Genomic DNA, 16,743 nt, shown 5'->3' with positions numbered 1-16,743 from the left:
GGGTCAGGCGGCGCTGCGCGTTTCCGAGATGACTTCAACGATGCCGTTGACGACGGACTCGACCAGCTGCGGGTCGTCGCCTTCGGCCATCACGCGGATCAGCGGTTCTGTCCCTGATGGCCGGATAACCAGCCGTCCGGTCTTGCCGAGGCGGTTACGGGCGTCTTCGATGGCGGCCTTGACCGGCGCCTCCTCGAGCGGCTTGCCGCCGGAAATATGGACGTTCTTCAGAAGCTGCGGCACCGGTTCGAACTTTTTCGACAGTTCGCTGACCGGCCGCCCCTGCCGCTTGATGCAGGCCAGCACCTGCAGCGCCGAGACCAGGCCGTCGCCGGTCGTCGAAAAGTCGGACAGCACGATATGACCTGACTGTTCGCCGCCGACATTCAAGCCATGCGCGCGCATATGCTCGACGACATAACGGTCGCCAACCTTGGTGCGGTGCAATTGCAGCTTCATGCCGCCGAGGAAGCGCTCGAGGCCGAGATTGGACATCACCGTCGAAACGACGCCGCCGCCCGCAAGCCGCCCGCTCTGGTGCCAGGATTCGGCGATCAGCGCCATGATCTGGTCGCCATCGACGATCGCGCCGTTTTCATCGACGATGACGACGCGATCGGCGTCGCCGTCGAGCGCGATGCCGATGTCGGCGCGCACTTCGTGCACCTTCTTTTGCAGGCCGGCCGGATGGGTCGAGCCGCATTCCTTGTTGATGTTGAAGCCGTTGGGCTCGACATTGATGGCGACGACTTCGGCGCCCAGTTCCCACAGCGCCTCGGGCGCCACCTTGTAGGCCGCGCCATTGGCGCAATCGACGACGATCCTCAAGCCCGCGAGCGACATCGAGCGCGGCAAGGTGCGCTTGGCGAATTCGATGTAGCGGTCATGCACGCCATCGACGCGCTTGGCGCGGCCAAGCCCGTCGGAATCGGCGAGCGCCAGTTCGATATCCTTGTCGAGCATGCTCTCGATGCGCTCCTCGATTTCGTCGGAGAGCTTGTAGCCGTCGGGTCCGAACAGCTTGATGCCGTTGTCGTAATAGGGGTTGTGCGAGGCCGAGATCATGACGCCGATATCGGCGCGCAGCGAACGCACCAGCATGGCGACAGCCGGAGTCGGGATCGGGCCGAGCAGGAACACGTCCATGCCGGCGGCACAAAGACCGGCGACCATGGCATTCTCGATCATATAGCCGGAAAGCCTGGTGTCCTTGCCGAGCACGACACGATGACGATGGCTGCCGCGTTGGAAGGAAAGGCCGGCGGCCATGCCGACCCGCATCGCGATTTCCGCAGTCATCGGAAACTTGTTGGCGCGCCCGCGAATGCCGTCCGTGCCGAAATAATTCCCTGCCATGCTAGTCAGCTTCCTCGAAGTTTCTTCCCCGGCACGTCATGCCACAATTGGCCGGCGCGCTATGATCACATTGTGTGATTATACGTTACCAATTCTTAGAAAACCATTGTTGTGCACTGCACACAACGTGGCTGCAACCTGACATGCCCAGACTGCCATGCTGCAATATACAAGTCATTCGAGCCTTTCAGCGCGGATGCATCAGGAAAATCTTGCTCTCAACCAGGCAATGGACAACGATTTCATCACCTTATCGGGAGAAGCCGGTTTTCGGCGATATATACGCCACTTAGCATCTGGCGCAACCGGCCGTTGAGCGTTATTGATTTGCAGGGACGTATCATGGGCTGCTGCAACGGAGAAACGCTATGCTCATCCACCGACTTGCCACTTTGACCGGCCTCGCCGTCGCGACCTTGTTCCTGGCCGCGCCAGCCAACGCACTGACGATGGCCGAGTGCAGCACGAAGTATAACGCCGCCAAGGATGCGGGGACACTCGCCGGAGCGACCTGGAATCAGTTCCGCAAGGCTCAATGCGGCACCGATGCCGCGGCAACCACCGACGCCAAGCCGGCCGATACCAAGAAGGCCGCGGAAACGAAGCCGGCCAAGGCTGCCAAGGCTGCCGCCGCGACGGACGACAGCACAGCCAAGGGCCTGACGGCGAAGGAATGCAGCACGAAATACCAGGCGGCGAAGGCTGCCGGCACGCTGAACGGCATGAAGTGGAACGACTTCCGCAAGTCCGAATGCGTCGCCGGTGCATCCGCCGCTGCCGCCGCCAAGCCGGCAACCACCAAGGCTGCCGCGGCTCCCGCCGACGGCAAGGGTCTGAGCATGGCCGAATGCAGCACCAAGTACCAGGCTGCCAAGACGGCCAACACGCTGAAAGGCATGAAGTGGAACGACTTCCGCAAGACGGAATGCGGCACCAGTGCCTCGGATGACGACACCGTGCCGGCCGCCGACGAGGCGAGCTACACCAAGGAGCCGGCAAAGCCGACCACGGCCGCACCCAAGGGCGTCACTTTCCCGTCCGCGATCTCGGCTAAATATGCCAGCGAGACCCCCGGTAAAGGCCGCATGCACACTTGCCTCGACCAGTACTATGCCCTCAAGGACGCCAATGCGCTTGGCGGCCTGAAGTGGATCCAGAAGGGCGGCGGCTTCTACAGCCTGTGCAACGCCAAGCTCAAGAGCTGATCGCTTAGCCATAGTCTCCAAACAAAGGCCCGCGCATCGCAAGATGCGCGGGCCTTTTTTGTTGCGCGAAGACGCACACTGCCTTGCTCGCATCTGCATGTCGCCGGGCTGCCGGCATCATCAATTCGCCTACACTGCCCACCGCCAAGCTCATCGGTAGTCCGAAAAGATTCTGTTGAACATATAAAGAACAAACCATATACAAAAAGACGTCAAACTTATTATCAACCAGGAGGGTCTTATGCACAGTTTGAAATTGGCGGTATTGGCTGCGACCGCATTTGTCGCTTGGAGCGTCGCCCCCGCAAGCGCACTGACGATGAAGGAATGCGGCGAGACCTATCGAACAGCCAAGGAAGGCGGCACTCTGAACGGCATGGACTGGACGGCTTTTCGCAAGGAGAAGTGCGCGACATCAGCAGCGGACAGTGTCAGCGAGGATACGGTCAAAACCGAGCCGCAGACGAAAAAGGAAACCAGCGCGGCGGTCGCCCCCACTGTAGCGCCCGCGGGCGTGACATTCCCGACCACGCTGGCCGCCGAGTTCAAGACCGAAAAGCCCGCGAAGGCGCGCATGAAGACCTGTCTCCAGGGCTACCATGGCAACAAGGACGCGGGCACGTTGAACGGCCTTCGCTGGATCCAGAAGGGCGGCGGTTATTACAGCCTGTGCAATGCCAAGCTGAAGAGCTGAGCGACAAGACATCTGAAGAAGAGAAGGCCTGCGAACCGCAGGGTTCGCGGGCCTTCTTGTTGCCTTCGAGGGCACGCCAGCGGCGACGTTGCCAATCTCCCCCGCAAGGGGGGAGATTGGCTATCACCTAGGCTTTCGCCAATCGTCATCGTCGCAGATGCGAGGTCGCGGACAACTCCTCCCCAACGCCAAAAACAAAAAACGCCGCGGAGCAAGCCGCGGCGTTCGATGAAATCAGTGGTCAAGCTCAGCTCGATGGCTGCGGTTCCATGCCGCCTTCGGGCTCCGGCCCCTTCTTGCGCCGGCCGCCGGACTTCGGCACGGCAGAGCCACGGCTCGGCGGCGTGTCGTCGCCAAGGTCGCGCGCTGGCTTGTGGCCGGCGATCAACTGCTTGATCTCCTCGCCGGACAGCGTCTCGTATTCCAGCAGGCCCTGCGCCAGCGCGATCCATTCCTTCTTCTTCTTGGTCAGGATGGACTTCGCCGATGAGTAGGCCTCGTCGATCAGGCGGCGTACTTCGGCATCGATGATCTGCGCTGTCTCTTCCGAGACGTTCTGCGTGCGTGCCACCGAATGGCCGAGGAACACTTCTTCCTGGTTGTCGCCATAGGCGACATGGCCGAGCTTGTCGGAAAAGCCCCAGCGCGTGACCATGGCGCGCGCCAGTTTGGTCGCCTGCTCGATATCCGAAGAGGCACCCGAGGTGATGTTTTCCTTGCCGAACTTGAACTCCTCGGCGACACGGCCGCCCATCATGATGGCGAGCCGCGAGATCATGTATTTGTAGCTCATCGAATAACGGTCGCCTTCGGGCAACTGCATGACCATGCCGAGCGCGCGACCGCGTGGGATGATCGTGGCCTTGTGCAGCGGATCGGCCGATGGCACGTTCAGCGCGAGAATGGCGTGGCCTGCCTCGTGGTAGGCGGTCAGCTCCTTCTCGGCCTGCGTCATGGCCGACGAGCGGCGCTCGGCGCCCATCATGATCTTGTCCTTGGCGTCCTCGAATTCGGCCATGGTGACGAGGCGCTTGTTGCGCCGTGCCGCCATCAGCGCGGATTCGTTGACAAGGTTCATCAGGTCGGCGCCGGAAAAGCCCGGCGTACCGCGCGCGATCACCTTGAGATCGACATTGGGCGCCAGCGGCACGTTGCGTACATGCACCTTGAGGATCTTCTCGCGGCCGACGATGTCAGGGTTCGGCACCACGACCTGGCGGTCGAAGCGGCCTGGCCTCAGCAGTGCCGGATCGAGCACGTCGGGCCGGTTGGTGGCAGCGATCAGGATGATGCTTTCGTTGGATTCGAAACCGTCCATCTCGACCAGCAGCTGGTTCAGCGTCTGCTCGCGTTCGTCATTGCCGCCGCCGAGGCCGGCGCCGCGATGACGGCCGACAGCGTCGATTTCGTCGATGAAGATGATGCAGGGCGCGTTCTTCTTGGCCTGGTCGAACATGTCGCGGACGCGGCTTGCACCGACGCCGACGAACATCTCGACGAAGTCGGAACCGGAAATGGTGAAGAACGGCACATTGGCTTCGCCGGCAACCGAGCGCGCAAGCAGCGTCTTGCCGGTTCCCGGAGGGCCGACGAGCAGCACGCCGCGCGGAATCTTGCCGCCGAGCCGCTGGAATTTCTGCGGATCGCGCAGGAACTCGACGATCTCTTCCAGATCTTCCTTGGCTTCGTCGACGCCGGCAACGTCCTGGAAGGTGACGCGGCCATGCGCTTCGGTGAGCAGCTTGGCCTTCGACTTGCCGAAGCCCATGGCGCGACCGGAGCCGGACTGCATCTGGCGCATGAAGAATATCCAGACGCCGAGGATGAGGATCATCGGCAGCCACGAGATCAGATAGCCGAACAGCGAATTGGAACCGTCTGTTTCAGGCCGCGCATTGATGGTGACGTTCTTGTCCTGCAGCCGCGAGACCAGCGAAGGATCGCCGGGCGAATAGGTCTGGAAGCCGCTGGCATTGTCGGTGTAGGTGCCGCTGATACGGGCGCCCGCGATGGTCACCGTCTTGACCCGGCCCGCCGCGACATCCTGCAGGAACTGCGAATAAGGCACATCGCTGGAGGCCCCTCGCGTCTGCGGCGTCTGGAACAGATTGAACAGGGCTATGAGCAGGACCGCTATGATCGCCCAGAGCGCGAGGTTGCGATAGTTCGGATTCATCAATTGTCCCGTTGGCGTCCGCGGGGCGGACACGCGTCATGAGAGGAAACTTGCGCCTAACATAGGGAGAGCGTCCCCCCTTGCCAAGCAGAACAGCACGTCTGGGTTAAGCTTTCGCGCAACCATCAGCCGGCACTGTGGCCGCTGAAAGGCAAGGGCGGCACCGGGGCCGCGCCAATCAGCCCGGCGACGGCCTGCGCCGGCGCCAGGTCGAAGGACGGCAGGAAGCGGGCAAAGGGGGTAACGACCGGCCGCACTTCCATCATCGCCGACTTCAGCCCATATCCAGGCAAACCAAGGCATTCCCCGGCGTGCCACAACGCCGGTTCGGCCGCGAGCGCGGCGCGCATCAGGCTCGGCGGGGCTTTTCCTTGGCCCGTCGCCAGCCGCTTCGCCGCTGCCGTGCCTAACGGGGCAATCAACAATGCGCTGCTGCTGTCGCTCAATGTGATGCGCCGGCGGCCATCCCACAGGGTGCTGCCGGTGGCGGTTGCGGCGGCGGGCAGGCCGCGCGCCTCGCGGCGCAGGAAGATGCCGGAGCGCCGGGAATCGACAACCGTCCGCGACAATGTGGCGCAAAGAAATCCAGCCCTCAGCCGACCGAACAGAGCCTCGCTGCGGGCCTGATCCGGCAGGAAGGCAATTCCGCCGGTCATGGCCAGCAGGATACGCAACGCATAGACGGCCGCTCGCTCGTCACCTGTGTTCAGCAAAAGCGGATCAAGACGAATGAGCCCGCAGGACAGCCGGGTCGCGAAATCGCCGATCAAACTTGCGGCGGCGAGGCCGAGTTGACTGCGCGCGCGGCCCTCATGCGCGGCCAACGCCAGTGCATCGCCGATGCGCTGTGCACCGTTGCCGTCGGCAAGGGCTGCCCGCATGCGCGGCCGCTCGAAAGCCTCGTCGGCATTGGTCGGGTCGTCGGCCCAGCCGACATTCTCACGCCGCAGGACATCTCGCAGCGCCGCGCGCCGCAACCCGAGAAGCGGCCGCACGATCCACGCGCGAGAGTCATACAGGGTGGCCGGCGCCATGCCGGCAAGTCCCCGGCCTGCCATTTCGGCATGGCCTTGGCCCTCGTCCCGCGCCAATCCTTCTGCGCGCGCTTGCCGCATCAACACCGTCTCCGCCTGGTCATCGGCGGTATGGCCGGTGAGGATCATGCCGACGCCTTCGGCTTGTGCCGCTTCGGACAACAGCCGGTAGCGCGCCTCGCGAGCGGCGGCGGGCAGGCCGGTCGATGGCTTGGGGCCCGACCATGTCAGGATGCGGTGTGAAATTCCGAGTCTGGCGCACAGCTTCGCCACTGCTTGCGCTTCCGCAGCCGAACCGGACCGCAAACCGTGGTCGATCGTCACCGCCAGCAGCTTGGTTGCCGGCGCCGTACGGTCGAGATGGTGTCTGAGAAGAAGGAGCAGGGCGGTCGAGTCGCTGCCGCCGGACACGGCCGCAACAGCGCCGCTGGTAAAATCGATATGCGAAAAAGGGTTAGACGAAAGGTCCGGCTCGGTGTCGAGCATAATGCATGTCGCCCAAAAGTGATCCCGGTTTCAGGACAACGACATGTAGGACAAGGATCAGCAGGCAGCCAGAGCCTTCTCTTGCTTGACGCGTTCCTTGAGCGCACTGGAAATATCAGGGTAGCGCTTGCCGACCTCGCTGAAGGTGGCACAGGCAACATCATGCTGCTTGAGGCCGACCAGCGACACGCCGAGCTTCAGCAACATGTCGGGAGCTTTCTTGGCCTTGGGGTAGTCCTTGCTGGCGGCAAGGAAAGTCTCGGCCGCATCGCGGTATTTCTGCTGGCCGAGCAATGACTCGCCCAGCCAGTAATGCGCGTCCGCCGCCTTCGCATCCCTGGGGAAGCGGGCGATGTGGTCGCGAAAACCCTGCTCGGCGGTGCCGTAGTCGCCCGAGAGGATGAACTGGTATGAGTTGCGGTAAAGCTCCTCCGGGTTGTTGGTGGCGGGCAACGCCGCGACTACCGTGTCGGACTTGCCGGCCTTGGGCGCCGCCCCGGCGACTGGCGCGGTGTCCTGCGCCGGCGCGGTCGATTGTGTGTTGCCGCCGGCATCGATGACATTGCCATTCTTGTCGACGGTGATGGTGCCGAAATTCTTTTCCGGCGCTCCCGTACCGGGAATGACCTTGCCGGGGTCGCCATCGGGAGATTCGACGATGACGTCCTCGACCGTCTTGCCGCCTGCCGACTGGTCGTTGGCGGGCGCGGCGCCGGCATCGGCCGGCGCCCGTATTGCCGGGGCCGCCGCCACGTCGTTGTCGGGGCCGGTGGTGGCGTCCGATTTCTTCTGCGCCGGCGGCTGCCCGCCTTGCGTGCCGCCACCTTCCAGCTGCTGGAAGCGGAATTCATTATCTTCCTGCTGCTTGCGAATCTGCTCCTGCATCTGCAGGACCTGGAAATTGAGTTCCTCGATCTTGCCGTTCATCTGCCGCAGTTGCTCTTCCAGGCTGGTGACAGCGGCAGGATCGGACTGCACCAGCTGAACCTGGTCCGGTTTCTTCTTTTGACCAAAAAACCCCGGCAATTCGATACTGGGAAGATGGAAGGTAAAGCCGCTGTCGGTTGATTGCCCTGTGCCACTAGCCAAGGCGGTGACGCCTGATAGGAGCAGCAGCGCAAGCGTGCCGCTCAGAACCGATCTCAAATGCATGTGCCTCTCGCAGTGATTTCGTTAGCTTGTTCGCGCCTTCCAATCAGAATGGGACCAGCCAAGCGCCCTCGGCTCATAGCAGGAGCCGAGACTTCGGCCAAATTTTGTTTCGAGCATCCGGATATGAAAAAGGCGGCCCCAGGGCCGCCTTTCGCGCAGGTATGTTGCATTTTTACCGCTAGACGGCCGCGCGTTCTTTGACGCGCCGGTCGGCTGCGTGATGCCTCAGGAGCCAGCACCGCTGAGCGTGGTGACCGCGCGGCGATTCTGCGACCAGCAGGAGATGTCGTCGCAAACCGCGACCGGACGTTCCTTGCCGTAGGAAATGGTCTTGAGACGGCTGGCCGAGACGCCCTTGGCAACGAGGAAGTCGCGGGTGGCGGCGGCGCGGCGGGCGCCGAGCGCCAGATTGTATTCGCGCGTTCCGCGTTCGTCGGCATGACCTTCGACGACGATGGCATACTGCTTGTACTGGTTCAGCCACTGCGCCTGGCGCGAGAGCGTCGTCTGCGCGTCGGCACGGATCGAGGTCGAGTCGGTGTCGAAGAAGATACGGTCGCCGATGTTGACGGTGAAGTCCTGCGCCGAGCCGGGCGTCGCCGCGCCGGCGCCGTTGAGGCCAAGATCGGCCGCGTTGTTCGGCGTCTTCTTCGAGGCGCAACCTGCGATGGCGAGCATCGCCACCAGCGCGATCATGACCGGGTTTCTGGTAAGTGCTGCGATACGGCCCATGCCGCCTCTCCTTCGTATTTCGAGTGATCTACTTTGAGTGATTTCGTTGATCACCCAGTAACCACGTTTGGGTTAACCGGCATTCAAGAAACACGGTTAAATTTTGGTTTAAGCTGCCCGTCCGCAGCCGTTTCGGCCTGAAGCCACAGTTCACGCGGACCCTAGGCGTAAATACGGCCAAAAGGCGGCCAAGGCATGGAAAAGGGGCCGAAACGGCCCCTTTTCAGCATGTGTGGCAATTCAGCCGAACCTATTCGAGCAGCGGCGACCAGGCCGGGTCCGAAGCGAAATTCGCCGTTGGGATCGATTGCTCGTTGCGTCCGGTCAGATCGACCGAAACCAGTTTGGGGCCACCGGCGGAATCGCGGAAGAACATCAGCACGCGGCCGTTCGGCGCCCAGGTCGGTCCCTCCTGCTGGAAGCCGGAGGACAGGATGCGCTCTCCCGAGCCGTCGGTCTTCATGACGCCGATCTGGAATTCGCCGCCGGTCTGCTTGGTGAAGGCAATCAGGTCGCCGCGCGGCGACCAGACCGGTGTCGAATAGACGCCGTCGCCAAAGGAGATGCGGGTCTGGCCCGAGCCGTCGGCGCCCATCGCGTAGATCTGCGCACGGCCGCCACGGTCGGAGGTGAACACCACCTTGCTACCATCGGGCGAATAGGACGGCGAGGTGTCGATGGCGGTCGAGTTGGTCAGCCTCGTTGTCGAGCGGCTGCGCAGATCCATAGCGAAGATGTTGGAATTGCCGTCGTCGCGCAGCAGGCTCATGATCACCTTCTGGCCGTCGGGCGAAAAGCGCGGCGCAAAGGTCATGCCGGGGAAATTGCCGACCAGTTCGCGCTGCCCCGTTTCGATCTGCAGCAGGTAGACCCGCGGCTGACCGCTTTCATAGGACATGTAGGTGATTTCCTGCCGGTTCGGCGAGAAACGCGGCGTCAGCACGATCGACCTGCCGTCCGAGAGATAGCGCACATTGGCGCCGTCCTGGTCCATGATGGCAAGGCGCTTCTTGCGCGCGTTCTTGGCGCCGGATTCGTCGATGAAGACGACGCGGGTGTCGAAATAGCCTTTTTCGCCGGTCAGCCGCTCATAGATGGCGTCGGCGATGATGTGGGCGACACGGCGCTGATTGGCGTCGTTGGCGAAGAACTGCTCGCCGGCCATCTGCTGGCCCGCAAAAGTATCCCACAACCGGTACTGGGCGCGGATGCGGCCGTCGGCTTCCTTGCTGACGCTGCCGGTGACCAGCGCCTGCGCGTTGATCACCTTCCAGTCGTCGAAGCGCGGTGCTGCATCGGGGTTGGTGATCTTCTCGATAAAGGCGCTTTTGTCGATCGGAGCGAACAGACCCGAACGCTTCAAATCGGCGGTGACGATCTGCGAAATCTGCGCCCCAAGCGCGTCGCCGCCCTGGAAATCCGTGATGGCGATCGGCAGCGGCTCGACATTGCCCTTGTTGACGTTGAGCTCGACGAGCGCCAGCGCCGGCAACGTGCCTGCCGCGGTCATGCCCATCGCCATTGCTGCGACCATCAGGAGCGGCTTGAGGATTGATTTCATGTCTTCTCGCTTCTCGTACTGATTTTCGGATACGCGGGCCGCCTTAGAGGCCCAGCATCTCCCTTGGATCGAAGGTGACGCGGACGTCGGCCCAGATGTCCTGCTTGCCGGCGGGAACTTGCAGGCCGGTGACATCGCATTTTTGCACCGCACGAACGGCACTTTCGTCGAACTGGCGATTTCCGCTCGACTTTTCGACCGCCGGGCGCCCGTCCAGCTTGCCGGAACCATCCAGGTTGAACCGCACCACGACGACGAAGTTCTCGGAACCTTCCAGGCCCGCGGGAAGGGTCCAGCAGCCGCCAAGCTGGCTTTCCAGGGCGCCCATTTCGGACCTGGAAAGCTTCTGGCCCTGATCCTTGTCGCCGCCGAGCGATGCCTGCTGGGTCGAGCGCTTGGCGCCGCCGCCGGATGGCTTCTGCTTGTCGAGCAGCGCGGAGATCTCGTCGGCGTTGAATTGCTTGTCATCGGACTTCGGCTTCGACGACGCTTCCTTGACCGGCTTGTCGGCGTTCTTGCGCTCCGGCGCCTTGGCGCTTTCGGCCTGCGCCGGCTGCGGCTTCGGCCGTGCCTCCGGCGCGGGCGCCGAGTCGGGCAGCTGCGTCGCCTCGGCGGGGGGCTCCTGCGCTATGGCTTCGGCGACGGCGTCGGGCTTGACCTCGGGCGTCGGATCGATGGCGGCGGTCTTGTCCTGCGGCGGCGGGGTTGGCGCCGGCTTGGCCGGTGTCGGCTTGGGGTCGGGCTGCTTGACCGGCTCGGGCTTGACCTCTTCCTTGGGCGTCGGCGCCGGCGCCACTTCCGTTGCCGGGGTGGGCTTGGGCTTCTCCTGCGGCTTCGGCACGTCCTCGGGCTTCGGCTTTTCGATCGGGGTCGGCGCGGGCGGCGGAGCCGAGGTCATGTCGACGGGCTTGGGCTTGGCTTCCGGCGTTATCGGCTTGTCCGTGTCGACGCTGTTCTCGCCCACCTTCTGCGCATCCGGAACGATGTCCGGGCGCTGCGTCGGCACGGGTGCCGGCTTTTCATGCATCACGGCCTTCTTGTCGCCCTGCAACGTCTGCGCGATGGCTTCCATCGGCACGATATCGACCGCGACCGACTCGACGTCGGACGACGGAAGCGCGGCCGGCGCCGTCAGCGTGAACAGGCCGAAGGTCAGCGCCGCCGTATGCAAGATCACCGATGTGGTGAGGCCGGTCTTCATCGCGCGTCTATTGGTCCTGTTCCTGCAGTGAAACCAGCCCGATGTTCTTGTAGCCAGCGGCCGAAATGCGGGCCATCACCTTCATCGCCGTGCCATAGTCGGTGGACTTGTCGCCGCGGATGAAGATGCGCTCCTCATAGCCGGTCTTCGAGATCGCCTGCAGCTTGGCTACCAGCTCCTCGATCGGGATCTCGGTTTCCTGGAGATAGATCTGGCCGGCGGCGTTGATCGAGACGGTGATCGGCTGCGTGTCGGCATTCATCGCCTTGGCCTGCGTATCCGGCAGGTCGATCGGCACGCCGACCGTCAGCATTGGTGCGGCGACCATGAAGATGATCAGCAGCACCAGCATCACGTCGACCATCGGCGTGACGTTGATCTCGGACATCAGTGCATGGTGACGGCCGCGCCGCCTGTGGCCGCGTCCGCCGCGTCCTCCCATGCCCATGGACATACCCATCTGCTACTCCTCAGGCCTTGGGGGCCACTTTTTCATCGATTTGGCGCGAGAGTATGGCGGAGAACTCGTCGGAGAACCCTTCCATGCGCACGGCTATCTTGCTCGCGTCGGACGACAGCTTGTTGTAGGCGATGACGGCCGGAATGGCGGCGAGCAGGCCGATGGCCGTCGCCAGCAACGCTTCGGCAATGCCGGGCGCAACCACCGCGAGACTGGTGTTCTTGGAGCCGGCGATCGCCTGGAACGAGGTCATGATGCCGATGACGGTGCCGAACAGGCCGATAAAGGGTGCCGCCGAGCCGGTGGTGGCAAGGAAACCGAGGCGCCCTTCCAGCTTTTCCATCTCGCGGGTCAGCGCCAGGTCCATTGCCTTGTCGATGCGGGTCTGCAGGCCGAGCGGCGACTTGGCGCCCTTCTCGAAACTCTTCTTCCACTCGCGCATGGCGGCGACGAAAATGGCGCCCATGCCGGTGGTCTTGCGGTCGGCGAGCGTGCGGTAAAGCTCCTCCAGCGACTGCCCCGACCAGAACACCTGTTCGAACCGGTTGAGCGCCAGCCGCATGCGGGCATAGGAAACCAGCTTGTCGACGATGATCGCCCAGGTCCAGACCGAGGCGCAGAGCAGGCCGATCATGACCAGCTTGACCACCCAACTGGCCGAAACGAACAGCGACCAAACCGACAATTGCGCGCCCGGATCGGCGAGTGCGATATTTTCCATCGTTACGTCCTTAAGATTTTCCGGGCGAAGCTGGCGGCTGGCCCCTGGCATCCCTTGTGGTCGGTTCGCACGAAGCTACCGGAACAACCCCAAACTGTGCCGTTATCGGCCTTTTCGGGGCAAATATTGGTGAAAGGAAGGCGTTCGATAACGCCAATCTTCGCCAATCTCTTCATGAACCGTTATGGTTAAGGATGGGTTAGTATATAAGGCGCGGCGCATTGCCACGCCCCGCGGCAAGGCCATCAATTCAATGGCTGCGCCTAGGGTGTGCTGAGATTCAGGTCAGGCCGAGCCGAAAACGGTAGATTCCGAGAACCGGAGCGGAGCGTACTTTTCGTACGCGAGCACCGGAAGCGCAGGAAGCTGCTGTTTGCAGGCCGGCATCACCTGAATATCAGCGCACCCTCGGCATGAACGCCGCCACCCATTCCTTGGGAAAACGCCTTGGGCGGCCATTCTCGCCGATGATCGCCGCCTCGACCTTGGCCTTGACCAGCACCTCGTCGCTGCGCTTGAGCTGCTGCGCCATGAAGATGCGCGCGCCGGAAATCTCCTCGGTGCGGGTGTCGACCGTCAGGATGTCGTCAATGCGGGCGGGGCCGCGAAAGTCGATCTCCATGCGGCGCACCACCCAGACTATTCTTTCGCCATGCTTGCCGTCGGCAAGCTCGGTGTGGTGCACGCCGGTCAGCCGGAGATAGTCGGAGCGGCCGCGTTCGAAGAATTCGAGATAGCGCGCATGGTAGACGACGCCGGAGAAATCCGTGTCGGCATAATAGACCCGCGCCATCAGCCGGTGGCCGAACGCCGTCAGCGCACCGGAAAGCCCAGCCAGCAGCGTCGCCGATTCACCATGATCGCCCATTGCGCTTCCTTTTTCAGCCCCGACGAGGCACCTGTTTCCCGCGTGGCACAGCATCGGATGGCACTGTTGACGGAGATGATCAAGACCTTGATGGCGGCGCTGCTTGTGCTCGCGGCCTTGGCGTGGCCCAGCCAGGCGGCGAGCTTTTCGATGAAGCGCGGCCTCAATCTCGACCAATGGGTCACATGGCCCGGCGAAGACCAATGGGGCGACGCCAAGGCCATCCTGCCCTATCCGGAGTGGCGCAAATTCCTTGGGGAGAACGATCTCAAGGCACTGAAGGATGCCGGCCTCGATTTCCTGCGCATGCCGGTCGACCCTTCGCCTTTCCTGTCCGACCAGACCGTGGCCTTGCGTGACGACCTCTATGCCAGCGTGCTGGACTCCGTGCGCATGATCAACCGCGCCGGACTGAAAGTCGTCGTCGACATGCACCTGATCCCGGCCGGCGGCAGCCGCAAGATCGGCATGGCGCAAGTGATGGAAGACCCGCGGACCTTCGACGCCTATCTCGAGATGGTGCGCAAGATGGCCCGCACGCTGGCCGGCGAAGATCCCAGACAAGTGGCTCTCGAGCCGATGAACGAACCGATCGTCGACTGCGACAGCGACGGCACCAGCCTGTGGCCGGACCGCCAGCGCAAACTGTTCGCGGCAGCGCGATCCTCGGCCACCAAGCTAACCTTGATCCTGACTGGTGCCTGCTATTCCGCTGCGAACTCGCTGGAAAAGATCGACCCGAAAACAATACCGGACGACAACGTCATCTGGACCTTCCATTCCTACGATCCGTTCCTGCTCACCCATCAGGGCGCAACCTGGGCCGGCGACTTCATCCCCTATGTGACTGGCCTGCCCTATCCGCTGAGCGCGGTGCCCAAGGCACAGCTCGACGTGACGCTCGACACCATCCGCGCCAGGATCAAGGCCGAGGCGCCATGGACGCGGCAGAGCGGCCTGCTTGCCTATCTCGACGAACAGGTCGCCAGCATGGACAGCCCCGACAAACTGCTCGGCTTGATGGATGCGCCGTTCAAAAAGGTCGAGGCATGGGCGAAGGCCAACCGCGTCAAGCCGGAAGACATCACGCTGGGCGAGTTCGGCATGATCCGCCAGGAATACGGCAATGCCTATGTGATGCCGGCCGAGTTCCGGGCCGCCTATGTCAAGGACATGATCGCGCGCGCCGAAGCGCATGGCTTCTCATGGTCGGTGTGGAGCTATGGCGGCGCCTTCGGCATCGTCGACGCCTTCAACGGCGACAAGGCCGAGCCGGATGTAATGGACGTGATCCGTGGGCTGCGTTGATCGCTCACGGACGGCGCGCCGGAAAATTACTCTTCCTGGAACAGGTTGATCTGCTGCTGCGCCAGATCCTTCGGCGCGTCGAGGCCGAGATGGCGCCAGGCATTGGCCGTCAGCATGCGGCCGCGCGGCGTGCGCTGGATGAAGCCCTGCTGGATCAGATAAGGCTCGATGATGTCTTCGATGGCGTCGCGCGGCTCTGACAGGCCGGCGGCGATCGTCTCGATGCCGACCGGCCCGCCGCCGAAATTGCGCGCGATCATGCTGAGGTACCGCCGGTCGAGCGCGTCGAGGCCGAGCGCATCGACCTCCAGCCGAGTGAGCGCCTCGTCGGCGATCTTGCGGTCGACATGGCCGTCGCCGGCCACCGAGGCGAAATCGCGCACACGGCGCAAGAGCCGGCCGGCGATGCGTGGCGTGCCGCGCGCACGCCGCGCGATCTCCAGCGCACCGTCGTCGCCAAGCGGCATTTGCAGGATGCGCGCGCCGCGCCGCACGATCTGCTCCAGCTCCTCGACCGTGTAGAAATTGAGCCGTACCGGAATGCCGAAACGGTCGCGCAGCGGATTGGTGAGCAGGCCGAGCCGCGTGGTGGCGGCGACGAGCGTGAAGCGGGCAAGGTCGATCTTGACCGAACGCGCCGCCGGTCCTTCGCCGATGATCAGGTCGAGCTGGAAATCCTCCATCGCCGGATAGAGGATCTCCTCCACCGCCGGGCTCAGCCGATGGATCTCGTCGATGAACAGCACGTCGCCTTCCTCGAGATTGGTCAGCAGCGCGGCAAGATCGCCGGCCTTGGCGATGACCGGGCCGGAGGTCGAGCGGAAATTGACGCCGAGCTCACGCGCCATGATCTGCGCCAGCGTCGTCTTGCCCAGACCGGGTGGCCCGACGAACAGTACGTGGTCGAGTGCCTCGTTGCGGCCTTTGGCGGCCTCGATGAACACTTTGAGATTGGCCCGCACCGCCGCCTGGCCGACAAAATCGTCGAGCGTCTGCGGCCGCAAGGTCTGCTCGGCATCCTCGCCGCGTTTTTCCGGCGCAATCAGGCGGGGCGACAGGCTCATGCGAGCAGTTCCATACTGGCAATGGACTTGGCGGCCCGCTGATCGAACGTGACTGTATGCGAGCAACCCAGATTTCGATTGTGCTCGGCGATCAGCGCATCGGCAAAATCTACCTGCGGCAAATTTGATCTTTCGAGCGCAATCACGATGGCATCGAAATCTTCGAACAACAGTGTCTTGACCTTCAACAGTCTCTGGATTGCCGCCTGCATCTGCTCTTTCGGTAGTCTGTAGCGCGAAATCAACGACCAGCTGAATTCCACCAGCACGATCAAGCTGACGAAGCCGGGAGCATCGTCGCTGAGGCCTTCGCCGAATGCGAGGGCTTTCGCCCGTTGCTCTGCATCGTCGTTCAGCACCATTCGAAGCAGAACGTTCGTATCAATGCCGATCGACGTCACTCGTCGCCCTCTCGTCCGCCTTGCGATCCGTCTCCGACAACATGCCTACCAACTGCATCCCGCACCGCGAGGTCGATTTCCTCCAGTGACGCCGGACCGCCGGGCGGATCGCCCAGAAATCCGGCGAGGTCCGCAAAGTCGAGATTGCGCGGTGTTCCAATCAGGTAGCCATCCATGACCGTCCAGGCGATCATGTCACCCGTTTTGAGTGACAGCGCATCCCGGACATCTTTTGGAATTGTAAGCTGACCCTTCGAGGTCAGACTGGCGTAAGCACCCATTTTCTTACTTTCTAAGAAATTTCCTACCAATCATATGATAGTT

16 protein-coding genes are annotated in these 16,743 nt (G+C 62.9%); 3 read left to right on the top strand and 13 right to left on the bottom strand.

All coding sequences use genetic code 11. The features are described 5' to 3' along the window. Window positions 1-3: 3 nt before the first annotated feature. Window positions 4-1,356: a phosphoglucosamine mutase gene (gene glmM / locus NKI99_RS15960; protein ID WP_023811863.1), complete on the bottom strand. Its 1,353-nt coding sequence runs from the start codon at window positions 1,354-1,356 to the stop codon at window positions 4-6. 368 nt (window positions 1,357-1,724) lie between these two features. Between glmM and NKI99_RS15955 the strand changes: the two genes are divergently transcribed. Both NKI99_RS15955 and NKI99_RS15950 read left to right on the top strand, forming a co-directional pair. Next, a complete protein-coding gene (locus tag NKI99_RS15955; RefSeq protein ID WP_352611403.1) occupies window positions 1,725-2,561 on the top strand; it encodes a hypothetical protein in 837 nt (278 codons plus the stop codon). 241 nt (window positions 2,562-2,802) lie between these two features. Further along, entirely contained in the window at window positions 2,803-3,255 is a 453-nt protein-coding gene (locus NKI99_RS15950; RefSeq protein WP_023811860.1) for a hypothetical protein, read from the top strand. A 247-nt stretch (window positions 3,256-3,502) separates the two neighbouring features. Here NKI99_RS15950 and ftsH read toward each other — a convergent pair whose 3' ends face one another. From ftsH to ybgC, 9 genes are all read right to left on the bottom strand, one after another. Then, a complete protein-coding gene (gene ftsH, locus NKI99_RS15945; protein WP_023811859.1) occupies window positions 3,503-5,431 on the bottom strand; it encodes an ATP-dependent zinc metalloprotease FtsH in 1,929 nt (642 codons plus the stop codon). Between the two features lie 125 nt (window positions 5,432-5,556). Continuing rightward, on the bottom strand, window positions 5,557-6,951 hold the full coding sequence (tilS, locus tag NKI99_RS15940) for a tRNA lysidine(34) synthetase TilS (protein ID WP_352611402.1): 1,395 nt from the start codon (window positions 6,949-6,951) through the stop codon (window positions 5,557-5,559). A 57-nt stretch (window positions 6,952-7,008) separates the two neighbouring features. Next, window positions 7,009-8,103: a tol-pal system protein YbgF gene (gene ybgF / locus NKI99_RS15935; RefSeq protein WP_128305347.1), complete on the bottom strand. Its 1,095-nt coding sequence runs from the start codon at window positions 8,101-8,103 to the stop codon at window positions 7,009-7,011. A 225-nt stretch (window positions 8,104-8,328) separates the two neighbouring features. After that, window positions 8,329-8,835, bottom strand: coding sequence for a peptidoglycan-associated lipoprotein Pal (gene pal / locus NKI99_RS15930; protein ID WP_013529149.1), 507 nt, complete (start codon window positions 8,833-8,835; stop codon window positions 8,329-8,331). 250 nt (window positions 8,836-9,085) lie between these two features. Beyond that, the gene (gene tolB, locus NKI99_RS15925) at window positions 9,086-10,369 is read right to left on the bottom strand and encodes a Tol-Pal system beta propeller repeat protein TolB (RefSeq protein ID WP_502900202.1); all 1,284 of its coding nucleotides are present in this window, start codon (window positions 10,367-10,369) and stop codon (window positions 9,086-9,088) included. A 70-nt stretch (window positions 10,370-10,439) separates the two neighbouring features. Then, window positions 10,440-11,597 (bottom strand): cell envelope integrity protein TolA, encoded by a 1,158-nt coding sequence (gene tolA, locus NKI99_RS15920; RefSeq protein ID WP_352440960.1) that lies wholly within the window; start codon window positions 11,595-11,597, stop codon window positions 10,440-10,442. A 7-nt stretch (window positions 11,598-11,604) separates the two neighbouring features. Next, window positions 11,605-12,057 carry a protein TolR gene (gene tolR, locus NKI99_RS15915; RefSeq protein ID WP_023811855.1) on the bottom strand — a complete coding sequence of 151 codons (453 nt, stop codon included), beginning with the start codon at window positions 12,055-12,057 and terminating at the stop codon, window positions 11,605-11,607. Between the two features lie 10 nt (window positions 12,058-12,067). Beyond that, the gene (gene tolQ / locus NKI99_RS15910) at window positions 12,068-12,778 is read right to left on the bottom strand and encodes a protein TolQ (RefSeq protein ID WP_013529145.1); all 711 of its coding nucleotides are present in this window, start codon (window positions 12,776-12,778) and stop codon (window positions 12,068-12,070) included. A 397-nt stretch (window positions 12,779-13,175) separates the two neighbouring features. Further along, window positions 13,176-13,646, bottom strand: coding sequence for a tol-pal system-associated acyl-CoA thioesterase (gene ybgC, locus NKI99_RS15905; protein WP_128305344.1), 471 nt, complete (start codon window positions 13,644-13,646; stop codon window positions 13,176-13,178). 57 nt (window positions 13,647-13,703) lie between these two features. On the opposite strand from ybgC, the gene NKI99_RS15900 reads away from it, so the two are divergent. Then, window positions 13,704-14,954 carry a glycoside hydrolase family 5 protein gene (locus NKI99_RS15900; protein WP_128305343.1) on the top strand — a complete coding sequence of 417 codons (1,251 nt, stop codon included), beginning with the start codon at window positions 13,704-13,706 and terminating at the stop codon, window positions 14,952-14,954. 26 nt (window positions 14,955-14,980) lie between these two features. On the opposite strand, the gene ruvB is transcribed toward NKI99_RS15900, so the two are convergent. The 3 genes from ruvB to NKI99_RS15885 are packed head-to-tail and all read right to left on the bottom strand — an operon-like array spanning window position 14,981 to window position 16,700. Further along, window positions 14,981-16,018 carry a Holliday junction branch migration DNA helicase RuvB gene (ruvB, locus tag NKI99_RS15895; RefSeq protein WP_023811851.1) on the bottom strand — a complete coding sequence of 346 codons (1,038 nt, stop codon included), beginning with the start codon at window positions 16,016-16,018 and terminating at the stop codon, window positions 14,981-14,983. Continuing rightward, window positions 16,015-16,419 carry a type II toxin-antitoxin system VapC family toxin gene (locus NKI99_RS15890; RefSeq protein WP_127296186.1) on the bottom strand — a complete coding sequence of 135 codons (405 nt, stop codon included), beginning with the start codon at window positions 16,417-16,419 and terminating at the stop codon, window positions 16,015-16,017. The genes ruvB and NKI99_RS15890 overlap by 4 nt, the downstream gene beginning before the upstream one ends. After that, on the bottom strand, window positions 16,416-16,700 hold the full coding sequence (locus NKI99_RS15885) for an AbrB/MazE/SpoVT family DNA-binding domain-containing protein (protein WP_023811849.1): 285 nt from the start codon (window positions 16,698-16,700) through the stop codon (window positions 16,416-16,418). The genes NKI99_RS15890 and NKI99_RS15885 overlap by 4 nt, the downstream gene beginning before the upstream one ends. Between the last annotated feature and the right edge of the window lie 43 nt (window positions 16,701-16,743).

The sequence above is a fragment of the Mesorhizobium sp. M0239 genome (assembly GCF_040321815.1).
Classification (GTDB): Bacteria; Pseudomonadota; Alphaproteobacteria; order Rhizobiales; family Rhizobiaceae; genus Mesorhizobium.
This window is presented reverse-complemented; position numbering and strand designations above follow the sequence as displayed.

Excerpts from the sequence above, each read along its gene's own strand:
- glmM (WP_023811863.1), bottom strand. The coding sequence starts at position 1,356 with ATGGCAGGGAATTATTTCGGCACGGACGGCATTCGCGGGCGCGCCAAC.
- tolA (WP_352440960.1), bottom strand. The coding sequence starts at position 11,597 with ATGAAGACCGGCCTCACCACATCGGTGATCTTGCATACGGCGGCGCTG.
- tolR (WP_023811855.1), bottom strand. The coding sequence starts at position 12,057 with ATGGGTATGTCCATGGGCATGGGAGGACGCGGCGGACGCGGCCACAGG.
- tolQ (WP_013529145.1), bottom strand. The coding sequence starts at position 12,778 with ATGGAAAATATCGCACTCGCCGATCCGGGCGCGCAATTGTCGGTTTGG.
- tolB (WP_502900202.1), bottom strand. The coding sequence starts at position 10,369 with ATGGTCGCAGCAATGGCGATGGGCATGACCGCGGCAGGCACGTTGCCG.
- NKI99_RS15950 (WP_023811860.1), top strand. The coding sequence starts at position 2,803 with ATGCACAGTTTGAAATTGGCGGTATTGGCTGCGACCGCATTTGTCGCT.
- ybgF (WP_128305347.1), bottom strand. The coding sequence starts at position 8,103 with ATGCATTTGAGATCGGTTCTGAGCGGCACGCTTGCGCTGCTGCTCCTA.
- NKI99_RS15900 (WP_128305343.1), top strand. The coding sequence starts at position 13,704 with ATGGCACTGTTGACGGAGATGATCAAGACCTTGATGGCGGCGCTGCTT.
- ftsH (WP_023811859.1), bottom strand. The coding sequence starts at position 5,431 with ATGAATCCGAACTATCGCAACCTCGCGCTCTGGGCGATCATAGCGGTC.
- pal (WP_013529149.1), bottom strand. The coding sequence starts at position 8,835 with ATGGGCCGTATCGCAGCACTTACCAGAAACCCGGTCATGATCGCGCTG.
- tilS (WP_352611402.1), bottom strand. The coding sequence starts at position 6,951 with ATGCTCGACACCGAGCCGGACCTTTCGTCTAACCCTTTTTCGCATATC.
- NKI99_RS15955 (WP_352611403.1), top strand. The coding sequence starts at position 1,725 with ATGCTCATCCACCGACTTGCCACTTTGACCGGCCTCGCCGTCGCGACC.
- NKI99_RS15885 (WP_023811849.1), bottom strand. The coding sequence starts at position 16,700 with ATGGGTGCTTACGCCAGTCTGACCTCGAAGGGTCAGCTTACAATTCCA.
- ruvB (WP_023811851.1), bottom strand. The coding sequence starts at position 16,018 with ATGAGCCTGTCGCCCCGCCTGATTGCGCCGGAAAAACGCGGCGAGGAT.
- ybgC (WP_128305344.1), bottom strand. The coding sequence starts at position 13,646 with ATGGGCGATCATGGTGAATCGGCGACGCTGCTGGCTGGGCTTTCCGGT.